Origin of the sequence: Desulfovibrio oxyclinae DSM 11498 (genome assembly GCF_000375485.1) — a bacterium.
Lineage (GTDB): Bacteria > Desulfobacterota > Desulfovibrionia > Desulfovibrionales > Desulfovibrionaceae > Pseudodesulfovibrio > Pseudodesulfovibrio oxyclinae.
In genome coordinates this window covers 24,714-41,927 of sequence record NZ_AQXE01000003.1, presented here as the reverse complement: position 1 = coordinate 41,927, position 17,214 = coordinate 24,714, and the positions used below count along the sequence as shown (strand labels likewise).

Annotated in this window: 17 protein-coding genes; 13 read left to right on the top strand and 4 right to left on the bottom strand. The window is 58.0% G+C overall.

Annotation, left to right across the window (positions count from 1 at the left end):
* The first annotated feature begins 39 nt into the window (after positions 1 to 39).
* Positions 40 to 1,461, top strand: coding sequence for a YihY/virulence factor BrkB family protein (locus tag B149_RS0104270; protein ID WP_018123929.1), 1,422 nt, complete (start codon positions 40 to 42; stop codon positions 1,459 to 1,461).
* On the opposite strand, the gene B149_RS0104265 is transcribed toward B149_RS0104270, so the two are convergent.
* Genes B149_RS0104265 through nth form a run of 3 tightly spaced genes read right to left on the bottom strand, consistent with a single transcriptional unit; the run spans position 1,455 to position 3,878 of the window.
* Complete coding sequence (locus tag B149_RS0104265) at positions 1,455 to 2,108, bottom strand: YdcF family protein (RefSeq protein WP_018123928.1); 654 nt, start codon at positions 2,106 to 2,108, stop codon at positions 1,455 to 1,457. The genes B149_RS0104270 and B149_RS0104265 overlap by 7 nt on opposite strands.
* Before the next feature lie 6 nt (positions 2,109 to 2,114).
* Positions 2,115 to 3,230: a tRNA guanosine(34) transglycosylase Tgt gene (gene tgt, locus B149_RS0104260; RefSeq protein WP_018123927.1), complete on the bottom strand. Its 1,116-nt coding sequence runs from the start codon at positions 3,228 to 3,230 to the stop codon at positions 2,115 to 2,117.
* Positions 3,231 to 3,878 (bottom strand): endonuclease III, encoded by a 648-nt coding sequence (gene nth, locus B149_RS0104255; protein ID WP_018123926.1) that lies wholly within the window; start codon positions 3,876 to 3,878, stop codon positions 3,231 to 3,233. It abuts the gene before it with no gap.
* Between the two features lie 139 nt (positions 3,879 to 4,017).
* On the opposite strand from nth, the gene cutA reads away from it, so the two are divergent.
* From cutA to pal, 12 genes are all read left to right on the top strand, one after another.
* A complete protein-coding gene (gene cutA / locus B149_RS0104250; protein ID WP_018123925.1) occupies positions 4,018 to 4,332 on the top strand; it encodes a divalent-cation tolerance protein CutA in 315 nt (104 codons plus the stop codon).
* A gap of 77 nt (positions 4,333 to 4,409) precedes the next feature.
* The gene (locus B149_RS0104245; RefSeq protein ID WP_018123924.1) at positions 4,410 to 5,342 is read left to right on the top strand and encodes a carbohydrate kinase family protein; all 933 of its coding nucleotides are present in this window, start codon (positions 4,410 to 4,412) and stop codon (positions 5,340 to 5,342) included.
* A 36-nt stretch (positions 5,343 to 5,378) separates the two neighbouring features.
* Positions 5,379 to 6,458 carry a phosphotransferase family protein gene (locus tag B149_RS0104240; RefSeq protein ID WP_018123923.1) on the top strand — a complete coding sequence of 360 codons (1,080 nt, stop codon included), beginning with the start codon at positions 5,379 to 5,381 and terminating at the stop codon, positions 6,456 to 6,458.
* A gap of 3 nt (positions 6,459 to 6,461) precedes the next feature.
* The gene (locus tag B149_RS0104235; RefSeq protein WP_018123922.1) at positions 6,462 to 7,034 is read left to right on the top strand and encodes an adenylyl-sulfate kinase; all 573 of its coding nucleotides are present in this window, start codon (positions 6,462 to 6,464) and stop codon (positions 7,032 to 7,034) included.
* Between the two features lie 97 nt (positions 7,035 to 7,131).
* Complete coding sequence (miaB, locus tag B149_RS0104230) at positions 7,132 to 8,478, top strand: tRNA (N6-isopentenyl adenosine(37)-C2)-methylthiotransferase MiaB (RefSeq protein ID WP_026167444.1); 1,347 nt, start codon at positions 7,132 to 7,134, stop codon at positions 8,476 to 8,478.
* Positions 8,472 to 8,966, top strand: a complete 495-nt coding sequence (locus B149_RS0104225; RefSeq protein ID WP_026167443.1) for a bifunctional nuclease family protein — start codon at positions 8,472 to 8,474, stop codon at positions 8,964 to 8,966. The genes miaB and B149_RS0104225 overlap by 7 nt, the downstream gene beginning before the upstream one ends.
* A 12-nt stretch (positions 8,967 to 8,978) precedes the next feature.
* Positions 8,979 to 9,629: a histidinol phosphate phosphatase domain-containing protein gene (locus B149_RS0104220; protein WP_018123919.1), complete on the top strand. Its 651-nt coding sequence runs from the start codon at positions 8,979 to 8,981 to the stop codon at positions 9,627 to 9,629.
* A 52-nt stretch (positions 9,630 to 9,681) separates the two neighbouring features.
* The gene (locus tag B149_RS0104215; protein WP_018123918.1) at positions 9,682 to 10,371 is read left to right on the top strand and encodes a MotA/TolQ/ExbB proton channel family protein; all 690 of its coding nucleotides are present in this window, start codon (positions 9,682 to 9,684) and stop codon (positions 10,369 to 10,371) included.
* Positions 10,372 to 10,380: 9 nt separating this feature from the next.
* Positions 10,381 to 10,797 (top strand): protein TolR, encoded by a 417-nt coding sequence (tolR, locus tag B149_RS0104210; RefSeq protein ID WP_018123917.1) that lies wholly within the window; start codon positions 10,381 to 10,383, stop codon positions 10,795 to 10,797.
* Positions 10,798 to 10,821: 24 nt separating this feature from the next.
* Entirely contained in the window at positions 10,822 to 11,748 is a 927-nt protein-coding gene (locus tag B149_RS0104205) for a TonB family protein (RefSeq protein WP_083909156.1), read from the top strand.
* A gap of 7 nt (positions 11,749 to 11,755) precedes the next feature.
* Positions 11,756 to 13,057 carry a PD40 domain-containing protein gene (locus B149_RS0104200; protein ID WP_018123915.1) on the top strand — a complete coding sequence of 434 codons (1,302 nt, stop codon included), beginning with the start codon at positions 11,756 to 11,758 and terminating at the stop codon, positions 13,055 to 13,057.
* 112 nt (positions 13,058 to 13,169) lie between these two features.
* A complete protein-coding gene (gene pal, locus B149_RS0104195) occupies positions 13,170 to 13,730 on the top strand; it encodes a peptidoglycan-associated lipoprotein Pal (RefSeq protein ID WP_018123914.1) in 561 nt (186 codons plus the stop codon).
* A gap of 319 nt (positions 13,731 to 14,049) precedes the next feature.
* On the opposite strand, the gene B149_RS0104190 is transcribed toward pal, so the two are convergent.
* Positions 14,050 to 16,569 carry a diguanylate cyclase gene (locus B149_RS0104190; RefSeq protein ID WP_018123913.1) on the bottom strand — a complete coding sequence of 840 codons (2,520 nt, stop codon included), beginning with the start codon at positions 16,567 to 16,569 and terminating at the stop codon, positions 14,050 to 14,052.
* Positions 16,570 to 17,214 lie beyond the last annotated feature (645 nt).

Below are 17,214 nucleotides of genomic sequence, written 5' to 3'. Positions count from 1 at the left end.
AGGGCGTATATCATGGCCGCAAATTCACCGGAGTCTTAGATGAATGTGGAAATAGTCCGAAAGACCAAAGGCCTTCGCAAACATCTCACCACCGGGCTGTGGGAGAGGGAGAGCGGCGATGAGCCATGGCTGCTTCGCAAGATACGTCTTGTGATGCGGTGCACCTACCTCGTTTTCCATAGCTTTTTCAAGGATCAGTGCATCATCCGCGCTGCTGCGCTGACGTTCACGACCATCCTGTCCTTCGTGCCGTTTCTGGCCGTGGCGTTTTCCATTTCCAAGGGATTCGGTTTGCAGAACGCGGGCTTTATTCGCGAAATGCTCATGCGCGTGACCACCGGCAAGGTCGAGGTGGTGGACAAGATCATCGGTTACATCAACAACACCAACGTGCAGACGCTTGGCTGGGTGGGCGTGGCGACGCTCCTGTTCACGGTTTTTTCACTCATCGGCACCATCGAGAAGGCCTTCAATACCATCTGGCGCGTCGAGAAGGGCCGTACGCCGTGGCGCAAGGTGGCGGATTTTTTCCCGGTCATTCTCATTTGCCCGATCTTCCTGCTGGTCGCCTCAAGCTTCAACGTCAGTCTGCAAAAGCAGGACGTGATTCAGGGGCTGCTTTCAATATCCGCCATCAGCTACCTAGAGGCCGGACTGCTCAAGCTGGCTCCGCTCCTGTTCATACTCATCGCCTTTGCGTTCATGTACGCCTTCGTGCCGTTTACCAAGGTCAGGATGTCCAGCGCGCTGCTCGGCGGTCTCGTGGGCGCGGTGTTGTGGCAGAGCGCACAGTGGGTCTACATCAACTGGCAGATCGGTGCGGCCAAGTACAACGCCATTTACGGCAGTTTCGCCCAGTTTCCGCTGCTGCTCATGTGGCTCTACATCAGCTGGGTTATCGTGCTGCTTGGCGCCGAGGTGAGCTACGCATGGCAGAACGTCGGGACTTTCGTGAAGCAGCGATATTTCGGCAAGGCCAGTCCTGTCGAGCGACAGAAGATTGCGTTGGTCATGCTNTCCATGATCGTGAAGCGTTTTGAGAGCGGCGAGCCGTTGCCGTGTGCCGAAGATGTTTCGGACCATCTGCTGGCTCCGTTGCCGCTGGTGGAGGAATTGGGAGACCTTTTCATCGAGGCCGGACTGCTCGTGCCCGTGCAACGCGGTGATTGCGAAGTCTATGGCCCGGCTCGACGACTCGACGGTATTCGCGTGGATGAAGTGGTGCGCATCGTGAACACCGATGCCGGGCAGCGGACGGGAAGCAGTTTTTCCGGTCACTTCAGCTTTGTCGGTGAGTTGTTCTCATCATTGGGCAACGCCGTGCGCGAAAGCGAGCACAACCTTACGCTTGCCGAGTGCGCGGAAAAAATGGCGCCCGCCATGGAGCGGCGTCCACCGAAGCGGGAAGATGTTAAGGCAGAAGATGCGGCCGGTGAGAAGGCAGCCGAAGTGGCTCAGTGAGCAGCGGCTTCGTCGGAGCGGAAGGCCCCGCCAAGCCAGTAGTGCACGAGCTTGGCCGCTTCCATGACGATGTCCTGTGCCGAACGCTGATCCGTCCACCATTTTTCGGGAAACGATCCTTCCGGAGTGACCGTCATGATGATTTCGCAGTTCGGCAGCACGTCTTCGAGAATGATCTGCGCGCGTCTTGCGTGATACGGGGAGGTCACCACGAGTAACGTGGCGTCCTGACCGTTCAGGTAGGCGCGAAGGGCCTCGGCCTCTTCCACGGTGCTGATGTGTCCGTCACCGAACACATCCGTGTTTTGCGGTGAGATTCCCATTTCTTTCAGCACCGCCCAGCAGAACTCAAGGTGGCCCATGCGCGGCCAGCCCATGGAGAATTTGAGCTTGTCCAGTCGCGTTTTGGGCCATTCGGCCGCATCGCTGAGCAGGATGGTGGGGGCGTATCCCTTCTTGTAAAGGTCTGCGGCCTGCATCAGCCGGATGTAGTCTCCGGCCAGCGGTACGATGTAATCGGCCTTGCGCGGTTTTTCGTCGAGCTGGAGCCAGTGGCCCATGAGGAGGAAACCCGTCGCGCCCGCGACCACTGCCGCGAGCGTGACGATTCCAAGAGCCCTGAGCAACCAGTCCACGATGCGCCGCATATCCGCCTACTTGCCGTACGCCGCTTCGTAGCGGGCCTTGAGCTGTTTGAATGTGCCGTTCTCGATGCTCTCGCGCACCTCGCGCATGAGGTTCAGATAGAAGTGCACGTTGTGATACGTGTTCAGGCGATAGGAGAGCAGCTCCCGCGCATGGTAGAGGTGACGCAGATAGGCACGCGAGAAGTTGCGGCAGGTGTAGCAGGTGCACTCCGGATCCACCGGGGAGTCGTCCTCGCGATGGGTGGCCTTCTTGATGTTGATCTTGCCCTGCGATGTGAAGAGCGTGCCGTTTCTGGCGTTTCGGGTGGGCAGCACGCAGTCGAACATGTCAACGCCCGCGCTCACGCCTTCAAGCAGGTCGAGCGGGGTACCGACGCCCATGAGATAGCGCGGCTTGTCCTGCGGCATGAGCGGCGCCAGATGATGTACCAGATCGTACATCATGGGGATGGGTTCTCCCACGGACAATCCGCCGATGGCGAAACCTTCGAAGGGAATGTCGCGCAGCTGTTCAAGGCTGCGTTCGCGCAGGTCCTTGTGGAAGCCGCCCTGAATGATGCCGAACATGAGCTGGTCGCCGCTGCCGACGGGATAGTGGTCTCGGCAGCGTTTGGCCCAGCGGGTGGTCATCTCAAGCGACTTCTCGGTGTAAGCCCGGTCATGTTTGAAGCCCACGCATTCGTCCAGCACCATCATGATGTCGGAGCCGATGTTTTTCTGGATGTCGATGACCTTTTCCGGGCTGAAGAAGTGCTTGGAGCCGTCGAGATAGGACCGGAATTCCACGCCTTTTTCCGAGAGCTTACGGATGCCTTCGAGGCTGAAGACCTGAAAGCCGCCGGAGTCCGTGAGGATGGGACGGTCCCAGCTGGAGAAACCGTGCAGGCCGCCGTGGCGCGCCAGCAAGTCATCGCCGGGTCGGAGGTAGAGGTGGTAGGTGTTGCCGAGGATGATCTTGGCGTCCATCTCCACCAGATCACCGGGGCTCAGGCTTTTGACCGTCCCCTGCGTGCCCACGGGCATGAATATGGGGGTGGGAATCTCGCCGTGGGCGGTGACGAGCGTTCCTCTTCTTGCGGAACCGTCCTTTTTGTGGACGGTGAAGGTTCCGGGCTTGTTCATTTATGTGGCTCCCTGTTCCACGCCCTTTTTCGGGCAGATGTCGCTAAGTTCGCAGATTGGGCATTTCGGCTTGCGGGCGTTGCAGACCTCGCGGCCGAAGTAGACGAGAAAATGATTGATCTCCCCCCACATCTTATTGGGATAGAGCTGCATGAGATCTTTTTCGATGCGCACGGGATCGGTATGCGTCGTGAGGCCGAGCCTATAACTGAGGCGCTTGACGTGCGTGTCAACGGCCACACCTTCGTGGATGTCGAAGGCGTTGGAAAGCACGATGTTCGCGGTCTTGCGCGCCACGCCGGGCAGCGTGATCAGATCCGCCATGGTCCGGGGCACCTCGCCGTCGTATTCCTCGACGATTCTGGTGGCTGCGGCCTTGAGGTTCTTGGCTTTGTTGCGGAAAAAACCGGTGGAGCGCACCGCTTCTTCGAGTTCTGTCACATCGGCCCGTGCCACGGACGGGATATCCGGCCAGCGCTCAAACAGGTGCGGGGTGACCTTGTTGACGCGTTCGTCCGTGCACTGGGCGGCCAGAACGGTGGCCACAAGCAGCTGCCACGCATCCGTCCAGTCCAGCGCCGGTTCCGGTTCGGGATAGCGGCGCTCAAGGCGCGCGTGGATTTCGAGAGCTTTTTCCTTCTTTTTCACGACGGGTATCTCCTTATGCGGAAGCTTCAAGTAGCACCGCCGGGCGCGCTAGACAAGTGTGCGCATTCGTTGCATGCGCTGCCGGATCGTGTATTATCCCCGTCATAAATCGACACGAAGTATGCAAGGAGTAACCGAAATGTCCCAATCTCTCGTATACATCACCGCTCCGTCCATGGAGGATGCCAAGCGCATCGGCGAAAAGCTCATCGAAGAACGCCTCGCGGCCTGCGTCAACGTCATACCGGGCATGAAATCCATGTACCACTGGAAAGGCAAGGTCGAAACCGATGACGAGATCGTGGTCATCGCCAAGACCACGTCCGATCTGGTGCATCGCCTCAGCCAGAAGGTGGTGGACCTGCACCCCGACGAGGTGCCCTGCGTGGTGGCCGTGCCCGTGGCCGGGGGCAATCAGGCATTCCTTCGTTGGATCGGCGAAGAGACCGCATAGCCCGCAAATCGGGGTGCGTTGACCTTCTCCGGATCGGGGGGTAGTGTCCCTTCATCCAAAAAATCTACGGAGGAACAATGGATTTATACCTGACGGGCTCGTTGGCCTATGACCGGATCATGACCTTCCCCGGCAAGTTTTCCGACCACATTCTGCCGGACAAGATTCACATCCTCAACGTCTGCTTTCTCGTGGACGGGCTGCAGGAAAAATTCGGCGGAACGGCCGGCAATATCGCCTACTCGCTGGCGCTGCTGGGCGAAAAACCCATCATTCTCAGTCAGGTCGGTAAGGACTTTTCCCAGTACGACGAACGTCTGAACGAGCTGGGCCTTTCCGTGGAAGGCATCCGCACAGTCGACCACGAATTCACCGCCGGTGCCTACATCACCACGGACATGAGCGACAATCAGATCACCGGATTCAACCCCGGCGCCATGAAGCACTCCTGCTCCTACGATCTTTCGCGCATCGACCCTGCGGACGCCGTGGGCATCATCTCCCCGGGCTGCGTGGAGGATATGAAGTCTCACCCCAAGCACTACCGCGACAACGGCATTCCTTACATTTTCGACCCGGGGCAGCAGATTACCGCCATGACCGGCGACGAACTCAAGGAAGCTCTGACGGGTGCGGACATCCTGATTACCAACGACTACGAGTTGCAGCTCATCATGAACGCCACCGGCCTTCAGCGCGAGGACATCCTTTCCCGCGTGAACAACCTGGTTACCACGCTGGGCGAAAACGGCTGTACTGTGGTAGAGGATGGTAAGGAAACTCAAGTTCCCGCGGCAAAGGCGGGCAAGGTTGTGGATCCCACCGGCGCGGGCGACGCGTTCCGCGCGGGCATGCTCAAGGGCATCGCCGACAATCGCAGTCTCGAAGACGCGTGCAGGATGGGCGCTGTGGCAGCCTGCTACTGCGTCGAGCAGAGCGGCACTCAGGAACACCGGTACACCCCGGATGAGTTCGCCGCACGATATGAGGAGAACTTCGGCCCCATGTAGTCCGCGACGTTCTCCTCGAAACCAGGGGAGGACGACATGAACGGAATCGACAGGGACCGGATCGAACAATATCTTGAAAAGGCTTTTGGTCAGGGAGCCAGACTGCTGGCTGCCGGTGACCTCGGCAATCTGGACGAGCAGGGGATGAAGGGCTTCGGCTACGGAAAACCCCTGCTCGTCCGCTTTTCTCTGGACGGCGAGGAGCGCGAAGCGGTCTTCTCCGTCATGAAGGGCGACAAGTACGGCCACCAGTATCTCTGGGATCGCGCCTCCGTACTCATGTTCCAGTACTTCACCTCCGACCGGCTCGAACGGCACGTCCGTCCGCTCGGGCTGGGATACGTCGATGAGGCTGGAGAGCTTGTCCCTGTGCGCGGACTGAAGGAATTCTTCATCGTCAACGAGAAGCTGGAAGGGCATGACTATTTCCTTGATCTAGACCGCATCGCCCGAGAAGGATTGTCCGACGGCGACCTCCATCTTGCCGCGGATTTCGCCCGGTGGCTGGCCCGGGTCCACTCCGAAAAGAAGCAGGACCGCGATCTGTACTGGCGGCGCATCAGAAATCTCATAGGCTCGGACGAGTGTATTCTTGGTCTCATCGACGAGGCATATCCCGAGGACTACGCGGCCTTTCCCCGGCGCCGGTTCGAAGAACTGGAAGCAAAGCTCGTCCGCTGGCGTTGGAAGCTCAAGGAGTATCACCACCGCCTGAGCGCCGTGCACGGGGATTTTCATCCATGGAACGTGCTTGTCAACGGAAGCGATTTCCGTGTTCTGGATCGCAGCCGCGGCGAATGGGGCGAGCCGGGCGGTGACCTTTGCACCATGGCCATCAACTATCTGCTCTGGAGTCTCCGCAGCCACGGCAGGCTGGAGGGCGACTTCAAGAAACTGTACGACACGTATTTCGAGACCTACATTTCCGAAACGGGGGATACCGAAGTGTTCGACGTCATGGCCCCGTTCATTGTCTTCCGGGCTCTCGTCATTGCATCGCCCGAGTGGTACCCTGATCATGCCCCGGAGGTGCGACGCGGCCTGTTCAACCTTATGGAAAACGTGCTGGACGAGGAAACCTTCGACTGGGCGGACGTGAACCGCTACATGGAGTGACGGATGGCTGGCTGGGCCGTATGGTTTACGGGGCTGCCGGGCAGCGGAAAGAGCACGCTGGCTCGCAGCGCGGCTGAAACCCTTCGCAATCAAGGTCTGGACGTGGTGTACTTGGAAATGGACGCCCGCCGCCGAGAGTATTTCCCTGACCCGAAGTATACAGAGCAGGAGCGTCGGCAGGCCTACGCCATGTTCGCCGACGAGGCCGCCGAGCTTTGCGATCGTGGGCGCAACGTCATCATGGACGCGACAGGGCATCGCATCTCATTTCGGCAGCGGGCCCGTGGACGCCTCGACTGGTTCGCCGAAATCCATGTGGGCTGTGACGTGGAGGAAGCCATGCGCCGGGAGTCGGAGCGTCCGCAGGGCAAGGTCAAGGCCGACCTGTACCGTAAGGCACTGGAAAGACGGCGAACCGGCAGGGGCTTCGAAGGACTGGGCGAAGTCGTCGGCGTGGATGTCCCCTTCGAGCAGGACCCGGCGGCCGAGCTGTCCTTCGATAATACGGCCCTCAGCCGTGAGGAAGCCTTGCGCAAGGTAATGCACTTTCTGGACAGATGGCTCGACAGGGATTAGGGGACGGGTGACCGGTGATCGTCACCGGAAAGTAACACCAGTTTCCACCGGAGCGCTTTCCACGCTTTCAAGGTTCGCATAGGATCAGACCACCGCCATGAAATTTCATATAATTACTTTTGGTTGCCAGATGAATGTCCACGACTCCCAGTGGCTTGCCCGGGCGCTTGAAGCCCGGGGCTGGGAAGAAGCCGCCGAGGACGAGGCCACCGTGTACATTCTCAACACGTGCAGCGTTCGCGATAAACCCGAGCAGAAGGTTTACAGCGAGCTTGGGCGCATCGCCCGTCACGCCAAGCGAGATTCGCGTATGTTCGCCGCCGTGGGGGGATGTGTGGCCCAGCAGGTGGGGCCGGAATTTTTCAACCGGTTCCCGTTCGTGCGGCTCGTGTTCGGCACGGATGGCATTGCCAATACCCCCAATGCGCTTGAGCGACTCGCCGAGGGGGCGGAGGATCGGGTGAAGCTGCTCGATTTCATGGATATCTATCCCGAGCGAGACGCTGCCGTGGACGAGAGCACCACGCTGCCCGAAACTCGACAGGCCTTTGTGAACATCATGCAGGGCTGTGATAATTTCTGCGCCTACTGCATAGTGCCGTACACCCGTGGCAGACAGAAGTCCCGGCACCCCGATGCGGTGGTGGAAGAGTGTCGCGCCCTTGCCGCCAACGGCGTGCGTGAGCTGACGCTGCTCGGGCAGAACGTCAACAGCTTCGGCATGGACTCCGGCGGGGTGGACGTCAGTTTTGCCGAGCTGCTGCGGCGCGTGGCGGCCATTGAGGGTATTGACCGGCTACGGTTCACCACATCGCACCCCAAGGATATCGCCGACGAAGTCATCGAGGCGTTCGGAGAACTCGACAACCTCTGCCCGTCCCTGCATCTGCCCATGCAGGCCGGGTCGGACGCCGTACTCAAGGCCATGCGCCGCAAGTACGACATGGAGCGCTATCTGGACATTGTGGACCGCCTGCGTCAGGCCCGGCCCGATATCTGCCTGACCACCGACCTCATCGTCGGATTTCCGGGCGAGACAGAGCAGGATTTTGAGCGTACCCTCGAAATGGTGGAGCGCGTCGGATTCGAATCCAGTTTTTCCTTCAAGTATTCCGACCGCCCGGGCACCGCGTCCGTGAACATGGAACCCAAGGTGGACCCGACGGAAGCGCAGTCCCGGCTGGAACGGTTGCAGGAATTGCAGAATGCTATTACTAAACAAAGTCTAAAGAAACTCGTAGGCCTCCCGGCCGAGGTCCTCGTGGAGGGCCGCAGCCGCAAGCAGGAAGGCGACGGGGTGTCGTGGCGCGGCCGCGATGCCGCCGGACGGGTTGTCAATTTCACCAGTCGGCGCGAGAGTCTTACGGGCAGGATAGTTCCCGTACGGATCGTCGAGGCCAAAAAGCACTCCCTGACGGGGGAAAGGACCGGTGAGCCATGGTAGCAATGAAGATTTTCGGACTGGCACTCGATGAAAAGGGTCAGGCACCTATCATCATCCTTGAGGACGAGGCATCCGAGCGCGGCCTTCCCATCTGGATAGGCGCCATGGAGGCCATGTCCATTTCCATGGCGTTGAACAAGGTCCCGTTCCCGCGTCCCATGACGCACGATCTGCTGATCAACTCCCTTGAAGCTCTCGGCGGCAAGCTGGAGAGCATTGAAGTGACCAGGATGGTGGAAGGGACCTTTTTTGCCGAGCTGATAGTGAAGCGCGCCGACGAGGTCATCCGTATCGACTGTCGCCCGTCGGACGCGGTGGCGCTGGCCGTCCGCACCGAGGCCGAGATCAGCGCGGCCCCCGAAGTGCTGGACGAGGCGGGCATTCCCATGGATGGCCTGCGTGACAAGGTGGTGCCGAGCACCGAAGCGAGCAGCTGGCAGGATCTGCTGGAAAATCTCGACGAAGACGACGTCAAATACAAGATGTAGAAAGGTGGCGAGATGATCGATCTGCACATGCACACGGTGTTCAGCGACGGGGAACTCATACCTTCGGAGCTGGTTCGCCGAGCCTCGGTGGCCGGATACAAGGCCGTGGGCATCACCGATCACGCGGACCTCAGTAACTACAAGACCATCATTGAAAACGTGAGCCGCTTCGCCAAGGAGCACGGCCATTTTTTCGACATGACGGTCATTGCGGGAGTTGAGATCACCCACGTCCCGCCGAGCCTTATACCGGACATGACGCTCAAGGCCCGTGAGGAAGGGGCTTCGCTGGTGGTGGTGCACGGCGAAACCATTGTGGAACCCGTGGCGCCGGGGACCAACCTCGCCGCCATCGAAGCCGGGGTGGACATCCTCGCGCATCCGGGCCTCATCACCGAAGAGGAAGTGGCCCTCGCCGCAGAAAAGGGCGTGCATCTCGAAATCACCACGCGTGGCGGTCACAGCTACACCAACGGACGGGTTGCCGAACTGGCTCGCCGCCATGGCGCCAAGCTGGTGATCGACAACGACGCCCATTCCCCGCGCGATCTCGTGGGGCCGGAGATGCGTCGCGCCATCGCTCTCGGGGCTGGGCTCACGCCGCAGGAAATCGAAGCTGCGGAAAGCAATTCTTGGGAAATCGTGCAGCGGCTGATGAAGTAGCCGCCGCTTACTGGACGCGGGCGCGGCCCGCAAACGCCTACGGGGTAACGGAATGGACATTCTTGGCGAAAACAACATGCTGCAAATGGTCATGGGCGCAACGCTGGCGGTCAAGGGCGTCATGCTCCTGCTCGCCGCCATGTCCCTTTGGAGTTGGACCATCATCTTTTACAAAGCCTTCAGCATCCTCTCGGCCCGCCGCAGGGTGCTGGCAGGGTACGAGTCCTTCATCGTCGCCGAAGACCTCGCCACCGGGATCAAGACCCTCGGGGGCAAGAACTCGCCGCTGGCAAAGGTCAGCTCCATGGCGGTCAAGGAATTTCGCAAGCTGGAAAAGGCCGAACTGGATCGTGACCGCAAACGCATGCTGGTCAAGGACACGCTGCGCCGCGTGCTGCGGCAGGGTATCAGCGCCGAAATGCGCCGCCTGACACGCAACCTGCCGTTTCTGGCGACCTGCGCCAATGCCGCGCCCTTCATCGGGCTGTTCGGCACGGTCTGGGGCATCATGCACTCCTTCCACTCCATCGGTCTTCAACAGTCCGCGGCGCTTGCAACCGTGGCCCCGGGCATCTCCGAGGCGCTCATCGCCACCGCCATCGGTCTGGGCGTGGCGATCCCGGCCACCATCGGTTACAACTTCTTCCTCGGAAAGCTCTCCGAAGTGGAAACCGGCATGATCGACTTCGCAGGCGCCTTCCTGAACCGCGCCGAGCGCGAGATCGCCTGGACCGGCAAATAGGAGGCCGTCATGGCTCTCAAGACCGGAAACGGCTACCTTGCGGAAATCAACGTCACGCCCTTCGTGGACGTGATGCTGGTTCTGCTCATCATATTCATGGTCACCGCCCCGCTCATGACGCAGGGGGTGGAGGTGGACCTGCCGCAGACGCGTTCCGTGCGCAATTTGCCGCAGGACAAAGATCATCTGGTCCTGAGCGTCAAGGCCGACGGGACCATCATGCTCGACAAATACGAAGTGCCCGAAGGCGAACTGGGCGATTTCCTTCAGCGTCTGGTGGCTTCGCAGAACAAGCAGCTTTTTCTGCGCGCTGACAAGAGCGTGGCTTACGGCGTGGTGGTGGACGTGATGGGTGAAGTCAAGGCTGCGGGCATCGACAAGCTCGGCATTGTGGCCGAGGAAAAGAAGGATGGAACGAAACGCTAGCCCTTCGGGTTGCGTGATCATATCATGAGATATTTCGGCTTTCTTCTTTCTTTCCTGCTGCACGCGGGGCTTCTGGCGGTCGTGGTCTTCTGGGCTGATGTTCCCGACAGGAAGCTTGAACTGGACCGTCCTGCCTACACGGTGGATCTGGTGCAGCTCGCGCCCGCGCCTCCGCCCCCGCCCGGCGAAAAGTCTCCGAGCAAGAGCGATGCGACTCCGGCCAAGCCGGAACCAAAACAGGTGGCCCAACCTGTCATGCAGGTTGAAAAGCAGCCGATGCAGTCTTCGGTCGAGCCTGTGAAGCCAGCTCGCAAACCTGAGCCGAAGCCGGAGGCCAAGCCCATCAGCGAGAAGACCAAGGAAAAAAAGGTCGTCGTCAAGAAGAAGGAAAAGCCGGAGCCGGAAAAAAAGGCCGAGCCGCTCAAGAAGCCTGAAAAAAAGGCCGAGCCCAAGCCGGAGCCGAAACCGGCCCCCAAACCGAAACCCAAGCCGAAGCCGAAAAAAACTTCCGATGAACTGCTTGCCGATGCGCTCAGCGACGTGAAGCAGGGCGTTCAGGCCGAGGATGATCAGGTCGCGGCTCAACTCGACGACGAACTCGCCGCACTCCGGCAGGAGCAGGGCGGCGAGATTTATTCTCACGGCGGCACACCCGGCGGCGCCGGGTCCGGGCTGGCCGAAGTCTACGCCATGATCGTGGCCTCGGCCATCAAGGAGAACTGGCGCTATCCGTCTTTTGCTGGTGACGCCAACCTGCTTGCCAGCGTAGAGCTTACCATCGGCGACGACGGCACCATTGTTTCATCTGAAATCCTTGAAAGCTCGGGCAATATCGAATTCGACAATTCCACCCTGCGAGCCATCCGCGAAACCGAGCGGGTCGAGCCGCCGAGCAGGGAGCAGGACAAGGTCATAGTTATCAATTTCAACAGCCAGGACCTCAACCAGTAGGGACGACATGAAACGACTCATCACCATATGCGCCGCGCTGGCCATGACACTGGTTCTCGCCGCCGCGGCAACAGCGCAGGAAACGCTTACCGTGGACATCTTCGGTCCCGGTCAGCGCAAGGTAAACATGGTCATTCTGCCGCCCAGAGCACTGCAGGACGATCTGCCGCCCATGGCGCAGACCTTTGAACAGACCGTGGAGAACAACCTTTCCTACCTCCCGTTTCTGGAGGAGACTCCCATGGATCAGCTCCTTGGGGGCGACCCCAGCACCGGAGTGAAATCCACCGAGATCGATTTCCGCCCGCTGCAGCTTGCCAAGATTGACCTCGTCATGACCTCCGGCTGGAACAGCAACGGCCTTGAGGTTCGCGTTTATGATACCTTCGGCCGGCGCATGATCATCGGCAAGGCCTATGGCCGTGTGACGCAGGACAATATCGTGGATATCGCGGATCGCTTCAGTTCGGCGTTTGTGGACGCCCTCACAGGCAAGAAGGCTTTCTTCGATTCCCCGCTGGCCTTCGTGCGTCAACTCGGAAAGAGTAAGGAAATCTACACCGTCCTGCCGCAGGGACGCGAACTGACCCGCATCACCACCATGGGCGGATTCAACCTCGGCCCGGCATGGTCTCCGGACGGAAGCAGGCTGGCCTTTACCCACATCGGCGAAAAGAGCCATTACCTCGGTGTTTACGAGAAGAATACCGGCAAGACCGAGCTGTACACCGATAAGCTCGGGCAGTCCGTCATCAGCCCGGAATTCATGCCCGGTGGCGGCCTCGCGGTGACCCTCAACCGTCACGGCCATGCGGATATCTACAAGCTCGATTCTGCCTTCAAGCCCCAGCGCGCCCTCGTTAAGAGCTCGTTCATCGACGTTTCCCCCAGCTTTGACCGCACCGGCAGGCACATGGTCTTCACCTCTGGTCGTGCAGGGAATCCGCATATCTACATGATGGATCTGCAGACCGGAAAGATCCGCCGTATCACGTTGGACGGCACCTACAACACGCACCCCTGCCTCAGTCCCGACGGACGCTACATCGCCTACAACCGACGCACCGGAAGCGGACACCGCATTTTTGTGCACGATCTGGAAACGTCGCGCGAACGGCAGGTCAGTTTCGGCCCGGGAAGCGACGAATATCCAGCTTTCGGGCCGGATGGTTACTTTATTGCCTTCGCGTCCAACAGAAGTGGCCAATATCGGCTGTATCTGACCACAAGACACGGAGACGCGGCCAAAATGATCAAGACCGGCTCCGGAGCGGCCTTCGCCCCGGCCTGGGATACAGCGTTGCAATAGTGTAACGGATTATTCCGGGGGTTGATTTTTGCACAGTAAAGGGTAAATGATTCAAGTATTACCCAATCAGGATGTTTCACGCCGCACAAGCGGCCCGGCTCAAGGAGTGGAGATGAATACCAGACTGACCCTCATCATGACGATGATCCTTTGTTTCGCAATCACCGTTGGAGCCGGTTGCTCCACCAAAAGCGGTTCAAGCGTGCCCCCCGGGGCCACGGAAGTGAAAGTCGAGGACGACACCCCCGACGTTCAGCCCGAGCCCGAACCGCCCGTAGTGGAAGAGGATCAGTATGATCAGGCAGCCATTCGCGAAGCCCAGAAACAGCAGGCCGTAGAAGAACTGCAGTTCATGATTCATTTCGCCTTCGACTCCTATGAGCTCTCTGAGCAGGCCCGTGACCTGCTCGCCATCAAGGCCCGCCTCATGAAGGAATACCCCGGCATGACCATGGTCATCGAAGGCTATTGCGATGAACGCGGCACAGAAGAGTACAACCTCGCCCTCGGCGAAAAACGCGCCCGCGCAGCTTTCGAGCATCTCGTCATCCTCGGCGTGGAACCCGAACGTCTTAGCATCGTCAGCTTCGGCGAAGAACGCCCCATCGACCCCGGTCATAACGAAACCGCATGGGCCAAGAACCGTCGCGACGAATTCAAGATCTCCTATTAGCTGATCTGACATCCCGAAATGAAAAGCCCCGTGCTGTTTGCACGGGGCTTTTTTATGACTTGGCATTCCTGAGGATATCCCGAGGTCTCAGGCGGGTGGGATCATAGGCATCAGTATGCCCATATTTTCTGCAGTTTGTCGGATGATGAGGCAGTGAATATTCGGGTAAACAGCTGCATTAGGTAAGGCCGCAACCTGTGTATGCAGGTCTTGGCTCTAGCTGGCGTCAAAACACGAGACTATCGAGTCGTCGTAAAGTGCCACTTTTGGACCAGAGTTAATGGCCACAGATCCAGGAACTGTTTCCGGTTTCTCTTAATCATTCCATGCTCGCGGTGTATATTTCCAATCGGTTGCGACCGTTCTCCTTAGCTGTGTAGAGTGCCAGATCAGCATGTTTAAGCAGGACATCCACGTCCGTGGCGGTGTCGTCCAGCACAGCGAGACCAAGGCTGACCGTGAAATCCACTTTTCCTCCGTCCGGGAGAGTCACAAATGCTTCCTCTAAAGCCGCATGAAGCCGGTTTGCCACCAGTATGGCCCCATTTTGATCGGTTTCCGGAAGTCCGACGGCGAATTCTTCTCCGCCGATACGTCCGATAATGTCCACATCACGCAAGACATCTTTTGCAGTCGCAGCGATGGCCTTGAGCACCATGTCCCCCACATCGTGGCCATATGTGTCATTGATCGTCTTGAATTTGTCCGCGTCGAACATGATCATTGAAAAAGGTCTTGAATAACGGATGCTTCTCTCTATTTCGCGTGTAACCAGTTCGATGAAATAACGACAGTTGTGAAGCTTTGTCATGTCGTCCGTGGTGGCCATGCGACGCAGTTGCTTTTCCAACTCTCTGGACTCGGTGACGTCCCAGTTGACTCCAATCAAGTATTTGGGGTTGCCGTCCGAATCTTTTTCGGTCAATGCTGCCGCCTTGATGTACCGAACCTCTCCATTGGGCCAGATCACGCGAAATTCCGACTCCCAAAAACCTGTCTCCTCGGTTGCCTGCTGCAATGACTGCTCTGCGCCCTGCAGGTCTTCAGGATGCAACCGGCTCTGCCACGCTTCATAGACGCCCTTGAATTCACCGGGCTCCACACTGTAAAGCCGAAACATCTGTTCATCCCAACTTAGTGAATCGGTTTGCAGATTCCACTCCCAAACACCAATTTCTCCTGCTTTTGAAGCCAGAGTCAGGCGGTCCGCATAGTGACGAAGCTCCTGTTCGAGTCGCTTGCGTTCCGTAACGTCACGCAAGCTGCCCACAGCCATATAAGAGTTTCCCAGTTTGAAGGACGTGACGGAACGCTCGACGTGAAAAATCTCGCCGTTTTTGCGGATTGCAGGCATTTCCATGACTGATCCTACAATTGGACCCTCACCGGTTTTGGCGAACGCCCCCATGCCTTTACGTATCTGATGATGATATTCCTTTGGGGCAATGAGCGGATGAAGGGGGGTGCCTATGACTTCCTCTGCTTTCCAGCCGAACATCTCTTCAGCTGCTGGGTTCCAAAATGAAATGGTGTCGTTGACGTCCACAACAATTATGGCATCGTAGGAAGCCTCGGATATAGCCCTCATTTTTTCTTCGCTGGCGCGTAGCGCCTCTTCGGCGCGTACTCGTTCTGTGACGTCAAGAACGGTTCCTACGGCGTGCGTCGGGGTCTTTCCGCCGTCGACGCAGACGGTTTCACCGCGCTCCTGAACGTGACGAACCTCTCCGTCAGGATGGATAATTCGATGATCCACCGAATACCCTGCGCATGTATCCGTAGACGATTGAAATGCCTCAAGGACCTCCTGTCTGTCTTCCGGATGAATCAAATCCATGACTCTTTCAAGGGTGGGGATGAAAGAGTCGCCATCCACTCCAAAAATGCGGTAGGTTTCATCCGACCACCATATATTGCCATCCAAGTGATTCAGGCTCCAGCTGCCGAGGTGGGCGATGTACTGGGCTTGATTCAAATTTTGTTGAATTGTCTGGATGGTGTGATCTCGCTTCACGGAACGATACAAGCCAACGCTGACGACCACCAACATCAGGCCTAGAAGAGCGTGTACAATAGATGCAAGAGGAGGTGTGCTTGTCCACCCCCCGCGCGGCACAGCGGCGATGACCCAGTTTCCAGACGGAAACGTAACGGGCATGTACACAGCATCTTCGGCAGTGAAGAGCTGTGGATCGCCGAAAAAGACAGCACCGCTCTCTCCCAAACCGTCAACGCCGCGAATCGCGATATCCAGGCTGGAAGTGTCGATGCTCACTGTGTCAAAAAGGTTGTCAATATCGATAACCGCGGAAACAATGCCCCAAAACTCTGCTTTTCCTTCAGGTTCGAGATAAACCGGAGCGCGCCCAATGAGCCCGGTGCCCCCCTGAAGCAATTTAAGGGGGCCTGCAATGACCATTTCCTTGGTCATCCTGGCCTTTCTGGCCTGCGCCCATTGGTTTGGCAAATTTCGATAGTCAACCCCGAGTATCTTTCGGTTGCCTTCCAGCGGGTACACAAAGCGCATCACGAAGTCGGGCGCAGCTGCGAGATTCTTCAAGAGGTTGTCTCCGGTCAGCACGCCCTTTGCGTATCTGGCAAACTCTTCCTGAGTCAGGTCAGGAGTAATGGCGATGTAATTGGCCGTCCCCTGAACAAGAAGCAAGTTCTTCGTGATTTCTTTCTCCAGCTGGGCTCTGAATGCGGCAAGTTGCAGCGAAGTCTCCACCCTTTGGTCGTTCAAATGGCGTCTGGAAAGCTGGCTTACCAGAAAGATGTCCAAAGCCAGAATGCAGATGGCGAAAATGGCGATCCGGAATACTATTTTTTTTATCAACATGACCTCCAGTGATCTGCATCTGGACTTCTGGATTCGTGAAGAGTGATCATAACAGAATCAACAAATGTGATCGGCGCTCGCTTGCTTGTCATCGCAAAAATGGGTTTCAGCTTATGCATATTTAGCCGCATCTACAATCGAAATAGGCTACAGACCCAGTTGAGTGTACCGATGAATACCAGCTTACTACTCAGTAAATTCTCCTAATTTCATGTTCTTTTCAAGCGATTGAGCACGATGAGTGATTATAGTTTCACAAATCCGCTGCTTTGAGGTGTGAAAGATTGCCGTCCTGACTGTTTTCGCGGTTATTGTTCAAGAGAGCATACTCGGGTGTGTCCATAAACGACATCCCATAGTTTCCAAGGGGGCTCGCCGGTGGCATACCCTATTCGCTTTAGGTGTAGGTTTCGGCCTTTTGGCCGTCCTTCTTTTATGCTTGGCAAAAAGAAGGCAAAAAATGCGCTAGTGCGTGGTTTATCGGGAGTTCTGGAAGGGGAGGGTGGGCGATGGAGGAGTTCCGTTTGATGAAACTCTGCTAACGGAGTTCGTCAGCCAAGACGCACAGAACATAAATTCCTGTCAGCGGGGTTGCAGCTTGGACGCGGATTGTGCGGTCGCATGGACTCGGCTGCTGCAACCCCG

Coding starts and splice junctions, on each gene's coding strand:
- B149_RS0104265 (WP_018123928.1), bottom strand. CDS start 2,108: ATGCGGCGCATCGTGGACTGGTTGCTCAGGGCTCTTGGAATCGTCACG.
- tgt (WP_018123927.1), bottom strand. CDS start 3,230: ATGAACAAGCCCGGAACCTTCACCGTCCACAAAAAGGACGGTTCCGCA.
- cutA (WP_018123925.1), top strand. CDS start 4,018: ATGTCCCAATCTCTCGTATACATCACCGCTCCGTCCATGGAGGATGCC.
- B149_RS0104245 (WP_018123924.1), top strand. CDS start 4,410: ATGGATTTATACCTGACGGGCTCGTTGGCCTATGACCGGATCATGACC.
- B149_RS0104240 (WP_018123923.1), top strand. CDS start 5,379: ATGAACGGAATCGACAGGGACCGGATCGAACAATATCTTGAAAAGGCT.
- B149_RS0104235 (WP_018123922.1), top strand. CDS start 6,462: ATGGCTGGCTGGGCCGTATGGTTTACGGGGCTGCCGGGCAGCGGAAAG.
- miaB (WP_026167444.1), top strand. CDS start 7,132: ATGAAATTTCATATAATTACTTTTGGTTGCCAGATGAATGTCCACGAC.
- B149_RS0104225 (WP_026167443.1), top strand. CDS start 8,472: ATGGTAGCAATGAAGATTTTCGGACTGGCACTCGATGAAAAGGGTCAG.
- B149_RS0104220 (WP_018123919.1), top strand. CDS start 8,979: ATGATCGATCTGCACATGCACACGGTGTTCAGCGACGGGGAACTCATA.
- B149_RS0104215 (WP_018123918.1), top strand. CDS start 9,682: ATGGACATTCTTGGCGAAAACAACATGCTGCAAATGGTCATGGGCGCA.
- tolR (WP_018123917.1), top strand. CDS start 10,381: ATGGCTCTCAAGACCGGAAACGGCTACCTTGCGGAAATCAACGTCACG.
- B149_RS0104205 (WP_083909156.1), top strand. CDS start 10,822: ATGAGATATTTCGGCTTTCTTCTTTCTTTCCTGCTGCACGCGGGGCTT.
- B149_RS0104200 (WP_018123915.1), top strand. CDS start 11,756: ATGAAACGACTCATCACCATATGCGCCGCGCTGGCCATGACACTGGTT.
- pal (WP_018123914.1), top strand. CDS start 13,170: ATGAATACCAGACTGACCCTCATCATGACGATGATCCTTTGTTTCGCA.
- B149_RS0104190 (WP_018123913.1), bottom strand. CDS start 16,569: ATGTTGATAAAAAAAATAGTATTCCGGATCGCCATTTTCGCCATCTGC.